General features: G+C 37.9%; 11 protein-coding genes. 6 read left to right on the top strand and 5 right to left on the bottom strand.

The genetic code is table 11. The features are described from left to right. Positions 1–10: 10 nt before the first annotated feature. Both Q73A0000_RS17150 and Q73A0000_RS09600 read right to left on the bottom strand, forming a co-directional pair. Positions 11–133, bottom strand: a complete 123-nt coding sequence (locus tag Q73A0000_RS17150) for a hypothetical protein (protein WP_317174239.1) — start codon at positions 131–133, stop codon at positions 11–13. Positions 134–316: 183 nt separating this feature from the next. Then, entirely contained in the window at positions 317–1,675 is a 1,359-nt protein-coding gene (locus Q73A0000_RS09600; RefSeq protein WP_193810758.1) for a PQQ-dependent sugar dehydrogenase, read from the bottom strand. Positions 1,676–2,063: 388 nt separating this feature from the next. Here Q73A0000_RS09600 and Q73A0000_RS09595 point away from each other — a divergent pair, with 388 nt between their 5' ends. The 5 genes from Q73A0000_RS09595 (at position 2,064) to Q73A0000_RS09575 (ending at position 7,704) form a co-directional block, all read left to right on the top strand. Continuing rightward, complete coding sequence (locus Q73A0000_RS09595) at positions 2,064–2,456, top strand: Abi family protein (protein ID WP_193810757.1); 393 nt, start codon at positions 2,064–2,066, stop codon at positions 2,454–2,456. Between the two features lie 1,105 nt (positions 2,457–3,561). Then, positions 3,562–4,179, top strand: coding sequence for an acetyltransferase (locus tag Q73A0000_RS09590; protein ID WP_193810756.1), 618 nt, complete (start codon positions 3,562–3,564; stop codon positions 4,177–4,179). Next, complete coding sequence (locus tag Q73A0000_RS09585; RefSeq protein ID WP_317174238.1) at positions 4,176–4,769, top strand: sugar transferase; 594 nt, start codon at positions 4,176–4,178, stop codon at positions 4,767–4,769. The genes Q73A0000_RS09590 and Q73A0000_RS09585 overlap by 4 nt, the downstream gene beginning before the upstream one ends. 1,542 nt (positions 4,770–6,311) lie before the next feature. Further along, positions 6,312–6,737: a hypothetical protein gene (locus tag Q73A0000_RS09580; RefSeq protein WP_193810755.1), complete on the top strand. Its 426-nt coding sequence runs from the start codon at positions 6,312–6,314 to the stop codon at positions 6,735–6,737. Next, positions 6,676–7,704, top strand: coding sequence for an IS4 family transposase (locus Q73A0000_RS09575; RefSeq protein WP_193810754.1), 1,029 nt, complete (start codon positions 6,676–6,678; stop codon positions 7,702–7,704). Before Q73A0000_RS09580 ends, Q73A0000_RS09575 begins: the two co-directional genes overlap by 62 nt. Positions 7,705–7,923: 219 nt before the next feature. On the opposite strand, the gene Q73A0000_RS09570 is transcribed toward Q73A0000_RS09575, so the two are convergent. Together Q73A0000_RS09570 and Q73A0000_RS09565 are read right to left on the bottom strand one after the other, a co-directional pair. Next, complete coding sequence (locus tag Q73A0000_RS09570; protein WP_193810753.1) at positions 7,924–10,482, bottom strand: M4 family metallopeptidase; 2,559 nt, start codon at positions 10,480–10,482, stop codon at positions 7,924–7,926. A gap of 2,339 nt (positions 10,483–12,821) precedes the next feature. Then, positions 12,822–13,805, bottom strand: coding sequence for a lipoate--protein ligase (locus Q73A0000_RS09565; RefSeq protein WP_193810752.1), 984 nt, complete (start codon positions 13,803–13,805; stop codon positions 12,822–12,824). A gap of 664 nt (positions 13,806–14,469) precedes the next feature. On the opposite strand from Q73A0000_RS09565, the gene Q73A0000_RS09560 reads away from it, so the two are divergent. Then, on the top strand, positions 14,470–17,589 hold the full coding sequence (locus tag Q73A0000_RS09560; RefSeq protein ID WP_193810751.1) for an Ig-like domain-containing protein: 3,120 nt from the start codon (positions 14,470–14,472) through the stop codon (positions 17,587–17,589). Between the two features lie 427 nt (positions 17,590–18,016). On the opposite strand, the gene Q73A0000_RS09555 is transcribed toward Q73A0000_RS09560, so the two are convergent. Beyond that, a complete protein-coding gene (locus Q73A0000_RS09555) occupies positions 18,017–18,178 on the bottom strand; it encodes a hypothetical protein (protein WP_193810750.1) in 162 nt (53 codons plus the stop codon). Positions 18,179–18,425 lie beyond the last annotated feature (247 nt).

Raw genomic sequence — 18,425 nt, 5'->3', positions numbered from 1 at the left:
TAATGCAATATTATAAAGATGAAATCACGATATCTCTGTAAGTTTTCCGTGTAAAAACATCGATCCAATCCACTACGGTGCAAGTAATGAAATGAGGTTTTTCCTGATCTCGAATAAGATATCCTTCTTTCATGTCTTTTATTTTTAAAGTGGATAAACTGTAGTGCTTGTAAAATGGTTATGGATAAAATTACAGTTTTTTTTAATTATTAAATGATTGATTATATGATAGTTGCTCAAAGTCGGAGACTTTGCGCAGCGAAGGTATTTGTTTTAAATAGCGGCACGGTTTGCAAATTCGCACCATTTGAGTGGCTTATTTAATTATTACTTTCTGAGAATAAATTTTAAGATGATCAGATGAAATGGTAATGAAATAAATTCCCGGTTTTAGGGTGGAAATATCGATGCTTTGGTCCTCTTTAACCTTGGTTTCCAAAACTTTTCTTCCTTCAGCGTTATTGATTTCTGCAGTGTTATTCCTGGTTTTTAAACCATCAATAAAAATCTTTCCAGAAGCCGGATTCGGATACATGTTCAATGAAGGCTGTGTGTTTTCGCCAGTTGCCATAGTCGTGGTGCTTATTTTATAAATTTTGCCGTTATTCACCGCAGCTACATAAAGTTCTTTGCCTGAATCTTCTCCGAATGTGGCAAAATTATTCCCTGTAAATGCAGAGGTCCAAACAACGGAGTTGTCTGCATTTAGAATTCCGATTTGGGTGGAACAGTAATCAGCAAAGATATATTTACCAGCTAAGGCCGGGTAGGCAGTTCCACGGTAAACATAGCCTCCTGTTATCGAGCATTTGCCACCGGTGTGATTATACACTGCAATTGGGAAAGTCATGGTGGATGAGTTTGCACACCCGGTTGTATTGTAAGCACTGTTTCCTTCGTAGCAGCGCCATCCGTAATTGATTCCGGCCTGTGTTATCGGCATTCTGTTGATTTCTTCAGTCTGACTTTGCCCGACATCGGCGATCATTGCATTTCCTGTTGCTACATCGAAAGAAAACTTCCATGCGTTTCTAAGTCCATAAGACCAGATTTCATCCGCACCATCAGTTCCCACAAATGGATTATCCGGTGGAATGTTATAGGCTGCGGTAGAATTTACGTCAATTCTGAGTATTTTCCCCAACAGCGAATTTTTGTTTTGGCTATTGTTATTGGGGTCACCCGCACTTCCGCCGTCGCCTGTAGAAATCCATAGTTTCCCGTCCGGCGCAAAATGCATGCTGCCGCCGTTGTGGTTTTCAAAAGGTTTCGTGATATTGAGTACTATTTTCTCAGAAGCTGGATCTGCTGTATTTGAATCTCCAGAATTCACCGAATATCTTGCCACGGTGATATTGCCGGCAGTGTTGTTGTAATATACGTAGAAATAACCATTGGCAGTATATTGGGGATGAAAAGCCAGCCCGAGAAGTCCTCTTTCTCCATTAAAAGTTATTTTCGTGCTGATGTTCAGAAATGGAGTGGAATTGACTGTTCCGTTTGGCTGAATAATTTGGATAATTCCGTTCTGCTGAATAACAAAAAGTCTGCTGTCATTGGCATGTACGATCTCAACAGGGCTTGTTAGTCCTGAGGCAAATTCGGCAAGTACAATATTCTGTGAATAGAATAATGCTGCAGAAAGAATTCCTGATAGAAGGAGTAATTTTTTCATAATAAGTTGGTTTTTAAGGTCTTGTGAAGTTAGTTATAATTTTTATAAATGAAATATTAATTATGATTTATTGGGAATTCCCCGAGGTCACGGATTTGTTCCCCGATGCCAAGGATTTGTAACTGTGACTTTTTTACGCAGCATGTCTTTTATGAAAGTACCTGCTGCGCAAAGTCTCTGACTTTGAGCCACAATATTTTCACCCCTCACCATTATTATTACCAACACTAATTTGTTCAGTCGAGTTATAATCCAATAGGCATCTTCATGTCTTTTATTTTTAATTTGTAAAACGTATTGTGATTGTGTAACGGTTGTGAATAAAATATCGATTTTTTAGTTGTTCGTACAGTGAGGATTGTAATTAATTTGCTCAAAGTCGGAGACTTTGCGCAGCGGGAAATTCTATTGTAATTTAAAAAACTTAGAACTGAAGAAAAAAATAGCTGAAGTATATGGTTTTCCAGATTATAAAATACTGGAGAATTTTTTCACTGCCATTATAAGAATTAGAAATATTTGTTCTCATAATGGTGTTCTTTATGACTTCAATCAACCTGTTAATATTGGTAAAATTCCCCATAAGCGTTATGGTGTAAAAACTCGTAATAATAATAACCTCAATGCTTCGATGAAACTAATTCTGTTTATCTTAAGTAAGATTTCCGTAAACAGGGCGGAAGAGATGGAGCAGAAATTGATTAAATTATTTGCAGATTTAGATTGTTGTGAAGAAGTACAAAGGGTTATAGAACAAAAGATAAATTTTGATATATCGTAGTTTTGTTATATTTTTGCAATCTGAAAGTGCTCCATTATAATAGTTTATTATAGTCAGGCACTATAAAATAAGAACATTTGACCCAGGCTTGCCTGGGTTTTGTTATTAAGAAAAATTAGTTTTCTCCTACTGCTCAAAGTCTCTGACTTTGAGTCACAACACATTCACTCCTCACCATTATTATTATTATTATTATTACCAACACTCATTTGTTCAGTCGAGTTATAATCCAATAGGTATCTTCATTTCTTTTATTTTTAATTTGCAGAGCGTATAGTGATTGTATAGCTGTTGTGAATAAAATATCAATTTTTTAGTTGTTCGTACAGTGAAGATTGTAATTAATTTGCGCAAAGTCGGAGACTTTGCGCAGCGAAGGTATTTGTACTAAGAAGTGGCACGGTTTGCAAATCCGCGCCATCGGTAATTTAGATTGATTCGTTGTTTGTGAATATAGCGGAAGTCTTTTTCTCCCTTTTTTATGCTGAGTGTCATACTGAGCTTGCCGAAGTACCCAGCTGCGCAAAGTCTCTGACTTTGAGCCACAATATTTTTACGTCTCACCATTATTATTACCAACACTCATTTGTTCAGTCGAGTTATAATCCAATAGGTATCTTCATGTCTTTTATTTTTAATTTGCAGAGCGTATAGTGATTGTATAGCTGTTGTGAATAAAATATCAATTTTTTAGTTGTTCGTACAGTGAAGATTGTAATTAATTTGCTCAAAGTCGGAGACTTTGCGCAGCGGAGTTTTGCCATTTATTTCGTCATCATTATTATCATATCCCACTTCCCCAAAGAAGCCATTCCCCTCCTTTGGAGGGGTGTCATTCTGCTTGCAGAAGGACGGGGTGGTTTGCGCGGTTGGTCACGGGATGCAAATCTTTGCCATGGTGTTTATCTGGGTGAAAATTAAATTATTATTCTATTATTTACAGTGTATTAATTAAAAGAATTATAAATACACAAAGAGTAGTAAAATAATAGTAGTCATTAGTACCGATGTATCAATAATTTTTCTATTTTAGTGGTATCAATTTGAAGATAGAAACATCGTGAAATCGCTCTCTTTTCTTTGGTGTCAAGTAACAAATGAAAAAATGAAAGAAATCTCAATATTTGGTGGCGGGGCTCACGCAAAAGTCCTCATCGACTGCCTTCAACAGGAAGCCCGCTATGAAGTCACTACTATTCTGGATGATCATCCTGCGGTGCCTCACATCATGAACTATGAGGTGTCGAAGCGAAATTATACTGATGCCTACGAAAATCAGTCGGCGATCATCTCTATTACCAACGGTTTCATCCGTAAAAAGATTGCTTCAGGATTACTTTGCGACTTTATCACTACGGTTCATCCAACTGCTATTGTGTCTCCCTATGTACGTCTCGGTTTTGGAACTCAGATTCTGGCAGGGGCGATCGTGAATACTGGTGCTAAAATTGGAAATCATTGCATCGTCAATACAGGAACAGTAGTAGAGCATGACTGCGTTATTAGTGACTTTGTGCATCTTGCACCCAGTACCTCTATCGGTGGCGGTACCAAAATAGGAGCCTGTACGCAGATTGGTATTGGCGCCAGTGTTATTCAGAATATCACCATTGGAGCTAATGTTATTATTGGAGCGGGGGCCGTAGTGATTACCGATATTCCTGATAACTGTACAGCCGTTGGTGTTCCTGCAAAACCTATAAAATTTCATGACCCGCAGTGATTGGTAAACGGTTGTTCGATCTTTTTTTCGCTTTATTAGGCCTCATTTTACTAAGTGGAATCTTACTTCTTTGTTTGCTGATTGCCAGCATTGATACCCAATCTTTTGGTCTTTTTGTGCAAGATAGGATTGGCCAGTACGGCAAAACTTTTCGCATTTATAAAATAAAATCCATGAATGGGGTTACCCAAAAAGTGACCCCATTTGGACGTTTTCTACGTGCCTCGAAACTCGATGAATTTCCCCAGTTGCTCAATATCATCTTCGGTCAAATGAGTTTTGTTGGCCCACGCCCTGATATTCCAGGCTATGCCGATGATTTACCAGAGCAGGACCGACTCTTACTCAACCTAAAGCCAGGCCTTACCGGTTTGGCTTCCCTTAAGTACCGCAACGAAGAACAGGTGCTCGCCATGCAATCTAATCCTTTGCATTATAACGATACGGTCATCTGGCCGGATAAAGTCCGTTTAAATAATTGGTACGCACAACACCGCACTTTCGCGATGGATCTTACAATTCTTTGCTATACCTTTTTGCCATTTCTGCCATTTGATGTAGAAGGGTATGTGGGGGTGAAAGACTTGTAATTCTGTGAATGGTGAATGGAGTGAATAGTGAATTGGGTGAATTTTAGTATTCGATATTTGTCACCGATTTAACCACCCCGACCCTTCATCTCTGATGAAGCGCCACCCCTCCAGAGGAGGGGAATTAGGGCTTTGCCTTTTTTGGTTTTGCTGTTGCTTTACCTATTGGCTTCGCTATTGTTTTCTTATTATATCCCCATTTCCAAAAGAAGCGATTCCCCTCCCTTGGAGGGGTGTCATTCTGCTTGCAGAAGGACGGGGTGATCAATAGGGGTATGAATACCATCGCCCGCCTAGCCTCCCTGCAATACGCCTCCGCAACCCCACACCCAGAAAGCTTCTTTCCTCCAACCCTTTGCTTCGACAGGCTCAGCAACCAACTTTGACAGGTACTTCGGCAAGCTCAGTATGACACTCAGCATAAAAAAGGGAGGAAGCTTTCTTCGCATTTGTACAAAAAACCCGTTGACATTGTGAGAAAGGAGGCCATCACCGACGATGCAACCTCAACATTAACCTAAAAAGCATTTGAACCCGACTTAGGAGATTTTTGCGTTAAGAAAAAAGTATATTTCTTCCAATCTACCCTTTCAACAAACACCGCCTAAAAATCCCCAGTGTTTGAGTGGCGGCAACAATTTTCATACAAAAACCCCATTCCCTTTCCGCCCGAGTTTTGGGGGTTTTCTCAGAAGAAATTTACTTTTTTTAGCAAAAAGATCCAGTCTTGACCTTTTTGTGTCAAGACAAACCATTGAAAATGGTTCGCTGATTCCTATAAAAATATAAATATGATGAAGCAAAAAGTAAAAGAAATCAACATTAAAACTTGTTTTAAAGCACGTGGCTTCGACAGGCTCAGCCACCAGTTTATCTTTTATCGAAATAGCAATTCTATATCATTAATTACTCTTCAATCTTTCCTCAAACTTCATTGATATCGACTTAGGAGATTTTTGCGTTAAGAAAAAAGTATATTTCTTCCAACCTACCCTTGCAACAAACACCGCCTAAAAATCCCCAGTGTTTGAGTGGCGGCAATAAATTTCATACACAAAAACCTATTACCTTTCCGCCCGAGTTTTGGGGATTTTCGAAGAAGAAATTTACTTTTTTTAGCAAAAAAATCCAGTCTTGACCTTTTTGTTACTTTTTGTGTCAAGACAAAAAGTAAAAAATATACAACCAGAAAGCTTCTTTTCCCCAACCTTTGCTTCGACAGGCTCAGCAACCAACTTCAACAGGTACTTCGGCAAGCTCAGTATGACACTCAGCATAAAAAAGGGAGGAAGCTTTCTTAGCATTTGTACAAAAAAACTATCCCCAATCACCATATCAATCTCAACCCCAACCTCAGCTAAGTCAACAAAACTCAGCATTAATCCACACCCGTAACCACCCCGACCCTTCACCAAAGGTGAAGGCCCACCCCTCCAGAGGCTAATCTTTATACACATCTTTTTGCCGGTAACTGAGGATTTAAATCTCTGTAAATCAAGTGATTAAGCTTGTTTTTCACCTTGTTGTTTCGTATCTTTAAGGATGCAAAACACCTGTTGTTCAGCCATTTACACTGTAAAAGTACCCGATGTTCGAATCCAAAAAAGAATTGAATTCTCCATGAATAAAATGTTAACTTTAGGCAGTTCGATTGTGAATCGATTGTCGAGTTTACACACAGAAAAAATCGGATTTTATAGAATGCTTTCAAATACACGATTTTCACATGACGACCTTTTAGAAGGGTCATTTAAACTTTGCTTGTCCAATATGGATACCGACCATGTTTTGGCTATTCAGGATACTACAGAGTTTAATTATGGGGGATTGAAGTCTAAATTAGGACCTGATGATCCTGACATTGGACCAACAGGTTCATCTAAGATTGCTGGCTTTTTGTCACCCAATGCTTATTGTAAACCCGATTTTAAACTCGCTAATTGGTTTTTCATCAGTTCAGATTTATAATCGTACTTGGGGACAACCAGATAAAAAAGAACGAAAGTACAACCAGATAGATATTGAAGAAAAGGAATCCTATCGATGGATTAAGTCCTCTATTGAAACAAAAGAATTACTCCCTGAGAATGTTAAAGTTACTATTATTGGAGATCGCGAGAATGATATTTATGAAGACTTTGATCGGGTTCCCGATGAAAGAACCAATCTGCTAATTCGCTCTAGATGTGATAGAAACATAGTTGGAGAACATAAAAAGCTCTACAATTTACTTGATAACACTATTGTTGCAGGAAGTGTGGAAGTTGAGATTACCGGACAAAAGAATCGAAAAAAACGAACAGCTTTAATAGATGTGAAATTTACAAAAGCTAAAATTTGTGCACCAACCAGATTAAACGTTTCTCAAAAAAATATTGAAATTTATGTAATTGAAGCAACTGAAAATCCATCAACGATTCCGACCAATGAAGTTGGGATTTCTTGGAAGTTACTAACGACACATAAAATTGAGAATTTAGAAAAAGCCATCGAATGCATTAATTGGTATAAGAAACGTTGGTTAATCGAGGAACTTTTTAGAGTTATTAAAACGAAAGGATTTGAAATCGAATCAAGTCAGCTTGGAGATGGTTTTAAACTCAAAAAATTACTTGCCATGACATTAGAAGTTGCTCTGCAAGTTATGCGTCTAAAGCTATCATTAAATGAAGTGAATCAAAAACAAGACAATCTATTTAATAGCAATGAAATCAAGTTTTTAGAGAAAGTGAATAGAAAAATAGAAGGGCAAACTCAAAAACAAAAAAATCCATACAACGAACAAACGCTAGCTTGGATCACGTGGATAATTGCTCGTATCGGTGGTTGGACAGGATACAAATCGCAAGGTCCTCCAGGTTATATAACAATAAAAAATGGGTTAGATAGATATCACCAACAATATGAAGGTTTTTTAATGTTTTCTGATGATTAGGATTTGTGTATAAAGATTAGCTCCAGAGGAGGGGAATGGTGCTTCGCTTTTTTTTGGCTTCGCCATTGCTTTGCCTATTGGCTTTGCTCCGCACCCCAAATCCTGCATTAATCATCCCGCACCCCGCATCTAACACCCCGCACTAATCATCCCTCCACAAAAAATCCGGAAAAGTAAAACTCTCCCGGATCATTATTAATTTCCTTCAAACAAAGAACTTTATTTCTTAATCACTTTCACATTACTGCTTTCGGTGGCAGAATTTACTTTAATAATATAAGTTCCTTTTGCAATGGTACTCAGATCAATGGTAGAATTCTTAGCAGTATTATCCAGTTTAAAACTCTTAACCAATTGACCCGATACAGAGTATACCTGTGCGCTGTTCAATTTAACTTGTCTGTCATTCTGGATGGTTAATAGTCCAGAGGTTGGATTTGGGAAAACCTGCAAGCCATTTTTCAACGCTGACTGATCTACGGCAAGTAACGGAGATTCACAGTTGTAAACATAAAGCTCGTCTAAGTACCAGCCTTCGATCCCATTACAGCCATCTGTTCCCATCTCAAATCTGAATTTAATATTAGATCCGGATACGACTCCAATTTTAGATAAATCGATGACACTTTGTCCCCAGCTGCCACCAAGTGAACCACCATCAGTTCCGGTAAATGCTGCCTGTCCTTTCAATGGATTGTCACTTTGGGAGGTTCCATCTAAGCTGCTGTTATAGCCGTTTTGGGTAAAGGCGGTTTTTGGAAGTAAGGACCACGCTCCACCATTTAAGCTGTATTTAATATTTCCACCATCCCATTTCGCTTCGGTAGCGACGTAATGATTAAAGGCCATTTGGTATTTGCCTGCGGTAAATGTTGGGAACGTAATCGTAGGACTTTCCAGACGTAGAATTCCGTTTTGCATACTGGTGGTACAGTTTCCATTGACAGGATCTGCTCCAAAAATAGCGTTACCGGTTCTTCCTTTTGGCAAATTACCTTTAACAATCCAGTTTCTATTTTCCCAAGAGGAAGGATTGGTTGGTGCATTATTAACCGTCCAGTTTCCTAATCCATTTTCCCAGGTTTCTGTAAATAAAGCACCTGTTGTGGCGCTTTCACACAATTCTGGCGTCGCTTTTAGAATAGGTTTGTAATTACATTGCGTATTGGGCGATGATCGTAGTTGTACGGAGAGGATGGCGTTTTTAAGATTATCCATATCACTGGCAGCCCAGGATTCTCCCGTGAGGCCCGCAGGAACATTTGTGGTTGAGATTCCTTGTAGATTAATACCAATTAAGTCGTTTGCTGAAGCTTCTAAAGCATCTGCAAAAACGGCAAAATCACTTGATGGCGTCAAATAGTTTTTCTGTGCTCTCCACCATAAATGTGCTGCTTTTACAAAGCCAATACCGGAAATAGTATAGCCATTATAAGTTCCTCCATCAACTAACAATGCGTATAAATGATTGGTTACCCCAGAGTTTTGATGTACCCCTCCAGAATCACTTGTGCCACAAAAATAATAGCCAGCATCTAAAACACGACCAGCATTATTATTGCAATTCGGATTCCACATATCACGGATCGGACTTCCAAAAGCAGTTGCTTTTTCACCCATTTTCCATCTTTGGGTACCCGAGCAAGTGGTTGTTGTTCTAACGTCTAAATTTTCACCTTCGTCCTCGTAATTATTCAGCATATCGATGGTTTCACCCCAAACATCAGAGTAAGATTCATTCAACGCACCTGATTGGTACTGGTAAATGAGACCGCTGGTATATTCAGTATAGGCGTGTCCCCATTCGTGTGCTACTACGTCATCCGCAGCAGTTCCGGTACAGTAATTGGCAGTTACACCATTCCAGTTGGCGTTGGGACAGCTGATATTGGGGTCATTATTGACCGTAACCATCGAGGCGTCTGCATTATTATAAGAAACATAACTAAAGGTGTTCTTGAAAAAATTGTAAACATGCTCTGATGTCACTACTGCATTTTGTTGCCATTGGTCTAAAGCTGCCGGAAAGACATCTCCTTCCTTCCATTTTAGATTAGCGGCACTCGTATTTTTTTCATAGAGTTTTCTATCGATAGGGTGGATGCCCGTAAATTGCTCAACCAACTCTCCCGTATGAGCATCAATGAAAACAAATTCGCGAACATCATTTTTATTTGTAACCTCCACTTCATAGGCTAAATAAGGAATGGCTTGTCCACCCTGTACCAGGTTTTTCGGGAAGATTAAAAGATTGTTTTTTCCAATTTCTAAAGGTGCAGATGAAAGATTCAATTCTTGTTCAGTTACCAATTTTTTTGCGATGGTTGCTGCTTCTGTTTGTGAGATCGTAGGCTGAGTGTTTACTTTTATTTTTGAAATCGTATTTCCGTTAAGGGAAGATAATTGCGCTTTCTCATTAAAATGAAATTTCAAAATTCCATCATAAACTGGCACGCCCTGGAAATATTGTCTGTAGACCACATTCTTCAACCCATAATTGTCTGTGAATTCTTCTACAAAGACCATTTCTTTTTCAGAATTCAGATTGAAAACTTTAAAGTGGTCCGCTAAAAATTCATCGGCCTTGGCTTTTGACTGTGCTGATTTGAATTGAAGTCCCGCCGCATTTTCGAATCTTATAAAGTTGGGATTAGAGGTGCTTTGGCTAATGGTTACCTTCGCATTGGTTTGTTGTTTTAGTTTTGTCATTTCCTTTGATTCCTGTGCGAAACCACAAATAAAAGACAATGTAAGTACAGATAATAGTGCTCTTTTCATAAAGATATTTGATTTGTAACAAATATAATGTATTGTCAGATATGATCTTTATTTTTTTTTAAAAAGTTGCAGTACGGTATTGAGGGTGAAGTGTTACAGTGTCTTTCTAAAAGAAAATGGTGTGAATGGTTTTCACTAATGACACAATTAAATTGCTTTTTTTAACGCAAAGACGCAAAGGTTTTTGACTACTAACTGTTTTCGTTTGGCTTTTTAGGGCGCCAAGTTGCTTCGCTTGGAAAGGAGTTGGTTTGATAGGTGATGAGTAACTAATAAGGAATAATAAATCACACGAATGATTTCACCAATGACACTATTGAAATGCACTATCAGAATTGATCAATGCGATAGCATAAAAACTAATGTAATCTTTTGAGCTTAACTAAAAACTAATGTGGCTAATGTGTTAAAGAGTTAATAGTGTTTATGTAGAATATTTGATTTTTGTGATATTGACCACACGAAAGGATTCGTGCGGTAGCAATGTATAGTTTATTGATGGTAAGTAGTAGAAAGTCATGGAAGTATTAATTTCTTTTGTCTTGAAACAAAAGAAACAATCCCGAAGTTTCGGGACAAGACGTGGATCTTTTTGCTAAATGATTTCTTTCACTTTTTGTCTTGACACAAAAAGTAACAAAAAGGTCAAGACTGGATCTTTTTACTAAAAAAAGAAGATTTCTTCAAAGAAAATCCCTCAACTTGCGCGGAAATCCAAGTTTCGCTTCGAATTTAATTGGTTGCCGCGCTTCGAACAAAAGGGATTTTTAGGTGGTGTTTGTTGAAGATTAGGGTTGGAAGAAATTTTCATTTTTCTTAACGTAAAAATCTCCGAAGTCGGTTCAAATGCTTTTTAGGTTAAGGTTGAGGTTGCTTCGTCGGTCGTGGCCTCCCTTCTCGTAATGACAGCGGGGTTTTGTGCAAATGCGAAGAAAGCTTCCACCCTTTTTTATGCTGAGCCTGTCGAAGTAAGGGTTGGGGAAAAGAAGCTTTCTAGTTGTATATTCTTTACTTTTTGTCTTGACACAAAAAGTAACAAAAAGGTCAAGACTGGATCTTTTTACTAAAAAAGTAAATTTTTTCTGAGAAAACCCCCAAATTGACTCCCTTTGGTCGCCGAACCACTTCGTTAGGTTTCGGGCGGAAAGTTAGATCTTGTGTAAAATGTAGATTTTTGCCGCCACTCAAACACTGGCGGTTTTTAGGCGGTGTTTGTTGAAAGGGAAGGTTGGAAGAAATTTTCTTTTTTGCCTCATTATTTTATATTTTTATTTGAATCGGCGAATCTCTTTCGAGATTTCTTAACGTAAAAATCTCATATGTCGGTACGGATTAAGTTTGAGCCAAGATTGAAGAGATGCAATTATATTAATTACTATTTTAATGGAGGCGGATCGGTGGCTGAGCCTGTCGAAGCCACGTGATTTAAAACTAATTTTAATATTAATTTCTTTTGTCTTGAAACAAAAGAAACAATCCCGAAGTTTCGGGACAAGACGTGGATCTTTTTGCTAAATGATTTCTTTTACTTTTTGTCTTGACACAAAAAGTAACAAAAAGGTCAAGACTGGATCTTTTTACTAAAAAAAGTAAATTTCTTCTGAGAAAATCCCTCAACTTGCGCGGAAATCCAAGTTTCGTTTCGAATTTAATTGGTTGCCGCGCTTCGAATAAAAGGGATTTTTAGGTGGTGTTTGTTGAAGATTAGGGTTGGAAGAAATTTTCATTTTTGCCTCATTATTTTATATTTTTATTTGAATCGGCGAATCTCTTTCGAGATTTCTTCACGTAAAAATCTCCGAAGTCGATATCAATGAAGTTTGAGGGAAGATTGAAGAGTAATTAATGATATAGAATTGCTATTTCGATAAAAGATAAACTGGTGGCTGAGCCTGTCGAAGCCACGTGATTTAAAACTAATTTTAATATTAATTTCTTTTGTCTTGAAACAAAAGAACCAATCCCGAAGTTTCGGGACAAGACTTGGATCCTTTTGCTAAAAAATTGGAATTTCTTTAACAAAATCCCCAAACTCGGGCGGAAGTTAATGGGTTTTTGTGTATGAGATGTTTTGCCGCCACTCAAACAGTGGGCATTTTTGTGCGGTTATAATTTAGAGAATTCATGTGGAAGAAATTACAATTTGCCTCAATATTTTATATATTTTACTTGAATCGGCGAACCTCTGCGTGGTTTTTCTTTACGCAAAAGTCTCCGAAGTCGCGGGGTTTGCGTGAAATGTTGAACACAAATAACACTATTAATTCACTATTCACTATTCACTATTCACCATTGACTATTGACCATTGCTTATTGATCATTATCCATTACCCATACACTTACTTAAATCCTTCTAAAATATCCTCCAGCGTTACTTTTCCGAAATACTCCGTCACGTCCATAGATGATAGAAGTTTTTCCAGATCGGATATCTCGTGTTTTTGGCCAATCAATTGTTCTTCCAGTTCCTCGATTGGTTTTGAGGCAAAGAAGTCACCGAAGATCTTCGCTTTTTCAATGATGCCGTGAACAACGTCCAAATGAACTTCGATAAATCCAGCTGGGACTTTAATCGCTTTCTTGAAATTATAATTGGGTGAAAAGCCGAAATTCCAGTCCCAGGTTTCGTATTTGTCCGTTATGAGTTGTTGGATTCCTTGCAAGTCTTCCTCAGTCAGTTCGTAGCGTTCTGCACTTGGATTGCTTTTAATAATCTCTTCGGTGAGTAAGTTTTTGAGGTGCTCGGTGGTAGTTTCTTTGGGTAAATAATTGATGAGGTTGGTGACTCGTGAACGGTTTGATTTTATGGCTTTATCAATAAATTTCAAAGGATTGACTTTCAAAGCTTCTCCTAAAACTTCCATTTCGGAATCCAAAAGGATGGTGCCATGTTGAATCATTTTGCCATGACGTGCCAGTTTCGCATTACCACTGAATTTTTTACCATCCACCAACAAGTCATTTCGACCTTGTAAAACGGCTGGGACATTCAATTGATTCAGCATATTAAGTACAGGTTGGGTGAAAAAAGAAAAATCACCAAAATCATTCTGACCCAAAAGGGTATGAAAAGAAAAGTTCAGGTTTCCTAAATCGTGATACACGGTTCCGCCTCCTGACATGCGTCGCACAACTTTAATCTCTTTTTCCTTGACATAATCTAAATTAATTTCTGCCAAAGTATTCTGAAATTTCCCGACGATAATCGAAGGTGCATTGACATATAATAAGAAGATGTCTTCTGTCGGAAATTTGTGGAGCAGATATTCTTCAGAAGCGATATTGAAATAGGCGTTATGAGAAGGGGAGTCGATGAGCAGCATAGGTTTTTCTTTGGTGCAAAAATAAGGGAATTTTCTGAGATGCGGTGTGAGGTGATAGATGTTGGGTGCGGGGTGTTGGTTGCGGGGTTATGGGTGGAGGGGTATGTGAGTGTTTGATTGGTGCGAGTTTCGAGGTGCGGGGTTTTGGGTACGAGGTGCGAGGTGATGGGTGGGGAGTGGATGATTGATCGGTGGGTGTTGGATGCTGGGTGCGAGGTGTGGAGGAGTGATTGAGTATGTGTTGGGTGTTGGATGCTGGGTGTTGGGTGGAGTTGAAATCGTTTAGGGGTGGAGGTTGTGGGTTGTTTTCGTGGCTTTGTTGAATAGTGTCTTAATTATGATGTTTTTTTAAGTCTAAGTGAAGCGAATTTGAAGGAAACTCCTTTTTTATTTTTTTTAAAATATAAAATAGAAGAGCGCTCTTTAGTTTTTAGGGATTTGATAATATTTAAATCTTCTTATCATAGGATAAGAAATGAGTTTGTTTTTATGAATAAGAATAAAAAAACCTTTTAGATAGGGTTCTTTCATAATGTTATTTTATGTTATGTTATGAATGTTGAATTATTTTGTCATAATAATTATGTTTTGTAGCTTTGCAGCCGCTTAGATCTACCGTTCAGCTTTGGATATTTAGCAATAACACACAATAAAAATTTTGATTATGAAAAAAACTTTTTTACTTTTTCTGTTTTTACCACTTTTTGTACTCTCACAGAATACCCTTGTGAAATGGTATAGTGCCGATTTAGCACCCACCAAATTAGAAAGTCATATTACCGTATCCCATATAAGTGGCTCCGATGGGGTTTCTGTCAGTAATAATACCGATTCCGGAGCTGCAAATGTTTTTTACAGTGCAGGTGGTTGGCCAAAACCTAATTATAATAATCCTTCCAACTCTGCTTTTGATCCAACAAAATATATACAGTTTACAATAAGTCCGGAAAGCGATTATAAAATATTACTGAATTCGTTTCAATTTAATGCGAAAACTCAAGGATCGCCTAGTAAAATGCAGGTAAGATATTCTAAGAATGCAGATTTTTCAACTTATTCTGTTTTACAAGTTGAGCAATCTTTATCAACGAATTATACTTCTTTTAATCTTGATTTTCCAGCTAATACCATCGTGAATTCAAAAAGCACCGTATATATTCGAATTTATGTCTATAATACCGAAAATAATTTTCATCTGGAGCATAATCTTAGCGGAACGGTTGGGCCAAGCATCGCCGGAGTAGTTAGCTTAGAAAATCCTATAAAACCAGTTGCGAACGATGATCGGGTTGGAACATTGAAAAACACTCCCGTAGTTATCGATCTATTGAGTAATGATGTCTATAAAACTTCGGGCCCACTTTCTTCTATTACAATCACTAAATCTGCCACCCATGGCGTTGTAAAAGTGAATGGACTGAAAGATGTTACTTATACTCCTTCAGTTGGTTATGAAGGTTTTGACAGTTTTTATTATACGCTGACCAATATAGCTGGGGTATCCAATACGGCAAGAGTTGAGGTCCAGACGATCAATGGAAGCGAGGAGGTGTTGGTAAGATGGAATAAATCAGATTATACTTCTACGAATAAGGTTGCTGGTGTTTCTGGTAGTCAACTTAATGCGGAAGGGGAAAAATTATCACTTACCAATAATGCTTCTTCTACTGGAGGAAAGGTTTTTACATTGTCTGATTTGCCTAATTCACAACAATTTAATGGTGCTCTGGATGCTTCCAAATATCTTCAAGCTTCAATCTCAACCGATGCTGAACATACTGCTTATATAAAGTCATTTAATTTATCTTATAAGAGTCAGGGTGGAACAGGTAATATGACCATCAAGTATTCTAAGTCTGCTGATTTTTCAGGCGAAGTGTTTACTATTGCCAATAATGAACCCTATAATCAGGCATTTACTACCAAAGAGTTCGCTTTGTCTTCAGGAGTTGTTCTGTATCCTAAAGAAACTTTGTTTGTAAGGATATACACTTATAATACTTATAATTTATTTTTCATCGATTTTAAAGAAAATGGAGAAGTTGGTCCGGCATTTACAGGAGTCGTTTCTTCTTATGCTGCAGAACCTCTTCCTTGTCAAACCACCGTTACCTGGAATGGTACATCATGGGTAGGAGGTGCTCCTGATTTAGATAAAAAGGCGGTCATCTCTGGAAATTATGATACCGCAATCAATGGGTCATTTAAAGCTTGTACGCTTACGGTGACTAATAATGCTGTTTTAACGGTATCCTCAAATACTGCTGTTACGGTGAATAATGAGATTATTACCAATCCCGGTGCTTCTTTCATTGTGAAAAGCGAGGCGAATTTAATTCAAAAAAATGATGAGGCCCTCAATACAGGAAGTGTTACCGTAGAAAGAAATGCGAATTTGAAAAGGTTGGATTATATCTACTGGGCAAGTCCGGTGAAGGGTCAGGAGTTAAAGAAATTCTCTCCTGGAACTTTAGACAATAGATTCTATGTGTATAATGAAGGAAATGATTTTTTTGAAACCTTTAATCTAAAGGGGACTGTCTTTGGAAGCAACGGTACTGGTTTTGAAAGTGCTGCAAAAGGATATGCGATCCGTGCCAGTAATAATTATCCTGCCGGAACGTCTACGGCAGATGCACCGATGCAAGTGTTTAACGGTGTGTTCAATGGTGTTCCTAATAATGGCGTCATTACTTTTCCGTTAAAGTATCAGACCGAAGTAGGAGGATTTGTAGGAGGTGGTTATAATCTGATCGGAAATCCATACCCTTCTAACATCGATTTTGATCAACTTGCTAAAGATAACGAGGATCTAATAGAAGGAACTGCTTATTTCTGGACTAACCTTAATCCGACTCCCGCAATGCAGGGAAGCGGCTATCCTAAAGATGGGTCTGTTAATAATTATGCAACGCTGAGTATTTCGGGTCCAATTCCTGCGACTTTCGGGCTTGCAAAAAATGTAGAGAGCAAATTTCCTTCAAATATTGTTGAAGTTGGTCAAGGATTTATCGTTAAAGCAATAAAGGCCGGTAATTTAACTTTTAAAAATTCTTACAGAACGGAGAAGACCGACGGAGTATTTTTCAATAAAGGAACTACTGAAAAACAGCAATCTGTTCGCGATCGTTTTTGGTTGCAACTGACCACTCCTTTAGACGTAGTCACGACGGCTCTAATTGCTTATGTAGATAATGCAACCAACGGTTATGAGGATGGATATGATGCCCAGTTATTGAGTGTGGGTTCTGATGCCCTGTTCACAAAAGTGGATCAATACAAACTTGGAATTCAGGGAAGACAGTATCCTCTCCAGACTTCAGATGTAGTGTCCGTAGGTGCGAGCTTTTACGAAACTGGAGCATATACCTTAAGTATTTCTAAAAGTGAAGGTATTTTTGCCGATGGACAAAACGTTTACTTAAAAGATAAACAAACCGGTATGGTCATAAATCTTAGCGAAACTGCATATACGTTTCAGGCCGACAAAGGGTTGAGTGAAGACCGATTCGAGATTTCTTACCTGCCTAACGCTACCTTAGGGGCTGCAACTGCTGTAAAAGAAAATATAACTGTATTTAAGGAAGGTAATGATTTTGTGGTGCAGTCGAATACTCAAAAAATTACCAAGCTGCAAGTGTACGATACTGCTGGTAGATTGTTATACAGTGTTCAGCCCAATGCTAAAGAAGCAATCATCAATGGAGAGTCTTTGCTTCGTGGAATATACGTGCTGAAAATTGATGCAAATGGAACGGTGGTTACCAAGAAAATAATCAAGTAGAAAAAATACTGGAGGATGGACGCCTCATGTGAGTTCCAAAGTAATTTATTGCTTATATTAAAATAAAGCCGGACAGTTGTTCGGCTTTTTGTATTAAGGAGTTAATGGATTTTGGTGATTGTACTCTTTGCTCAAATCTTATTCTAGCCCACATTTCTTTAGCCCACAAGTAGTTGTTTCTTATTTGTTTTTATGATGCTGATTTATACTTTTCAAATGGCTTTTTAAGTTCGATTCCTTGGTAGCTACTATAGTGGGATCGCAATAACCATTTTTGTATTCCCGGATAATTTCTAATCCGTCCTTGGTAGGATTTAAAAAAAAATGTGCTGATATTTTAATGTTCGCCAAAATGTTTCAATGAAATATTGTCTAAACGTTTACGCTTCCAGTCCATTGGTGTTTTTATCTTTTTTTTTAAAAATAGCTACATCACTTTGACATGAAATTGAGTGTCCTTGACGGAGTTTAAAATCTCTGGTTTACTATGAATGCTAATGGCTTCCTGAACAATTTTTAATAATTCCGAAGCTTCCAAAGAATTGCTAATTCCCCAAACTACAATATATCTTCTGTAGACGCCTATCACTGCTGTCGTGTATATGAAACCGTTTTCATCGGAATGTAAGTAAAGGTCTATTTACCACACCTGATTAGGTTTATGAATCTCTTAATTCCTTAATAAATACAGGTAAATATTTATTTGTCCTTTTTTGGGTAAGTATTTTACGAGGATAGATTGGCATGAGAAGTTTTTCGCATCAAACGCTGAACTCTCTTGAATCTTGTGTTAATTTCTTTTTCTTTCAACATACATTTAATAGTTATCACTCCCA

Source organism: Kaistella flava (ex Peng et al. 2021), from assembly GCF_015191005.1.
Classification (GTDB): Bacteria; Bacteroidota; Bacteroidia; order Flavobacteriales; family Weeksellaceae; genus Kaistella; species Kaistella flava.
This window is presented reverse-complemented; position numbering and strand designations above follow the sequence as displayed.

Excerpts from the sequence above, each read along its gene's own strand:
- Q73A0000_RS17150 (WP_317174239.1), bottom strand. The coding sequence starts at position 133 with ATGAAAGAAGGATATCTTATTCGAGATCAGGAAAAACCTCATTTCATT.
- Q73A0000_RS09600 (WP_193810758.1), bottom strand. The coding sequence starts at position 1,675 with ATGAAAAAATTACTCCTTCTATCAGGAATTCTTTCTGCAGCATTATTC.
- Q73A0000_RS09590 (WP_193810756.1), top strand. The coding sequence starts at position 3,562 with ATGAAAGAAATCTCAATATTTGGTGGCGGGGCTCACGCAAAAGTCCTC.
- Q73A0000_RS09580 (WP_193810755.1), top strand. The coding sequence starts at position 6,312 with ATGCAAAACACCTGTTGTTCAGCCATTTACACTGTAAAAGTACCCGAT.
- Q73A0000_RS09575 (WP_193810754.1), top strand. The coding sequence starts at position 6,676 with ATGCTTATTGTAAACCCGATTTTAAACTCGCTAATTGGTTTTTCATCA.
- Q73A0000_RS09570 (WP_193810753.1), bottom strand. The coding sequence starts at position 10,482 with ATGAAAAGAGCACTATTATCTGTACTTACATTGTCTTTTATTTGTGGT.
- Q73A0000_RS09565 (WP_193810752.1), bottom strand. The coding sequence starts at position 13,805 with ATGCTGCTCATCGACTCCCCTTCTCATAACGCCTATTTCAATATCGCT.
- Q73A0000_RS09560 (WP_193810751.1), top strand. The coding sequence starts at position 14,470 with ATGAAAAAAACTTTTTTACTTTTTCTGTTTTTACCACTTTTTGTACTC.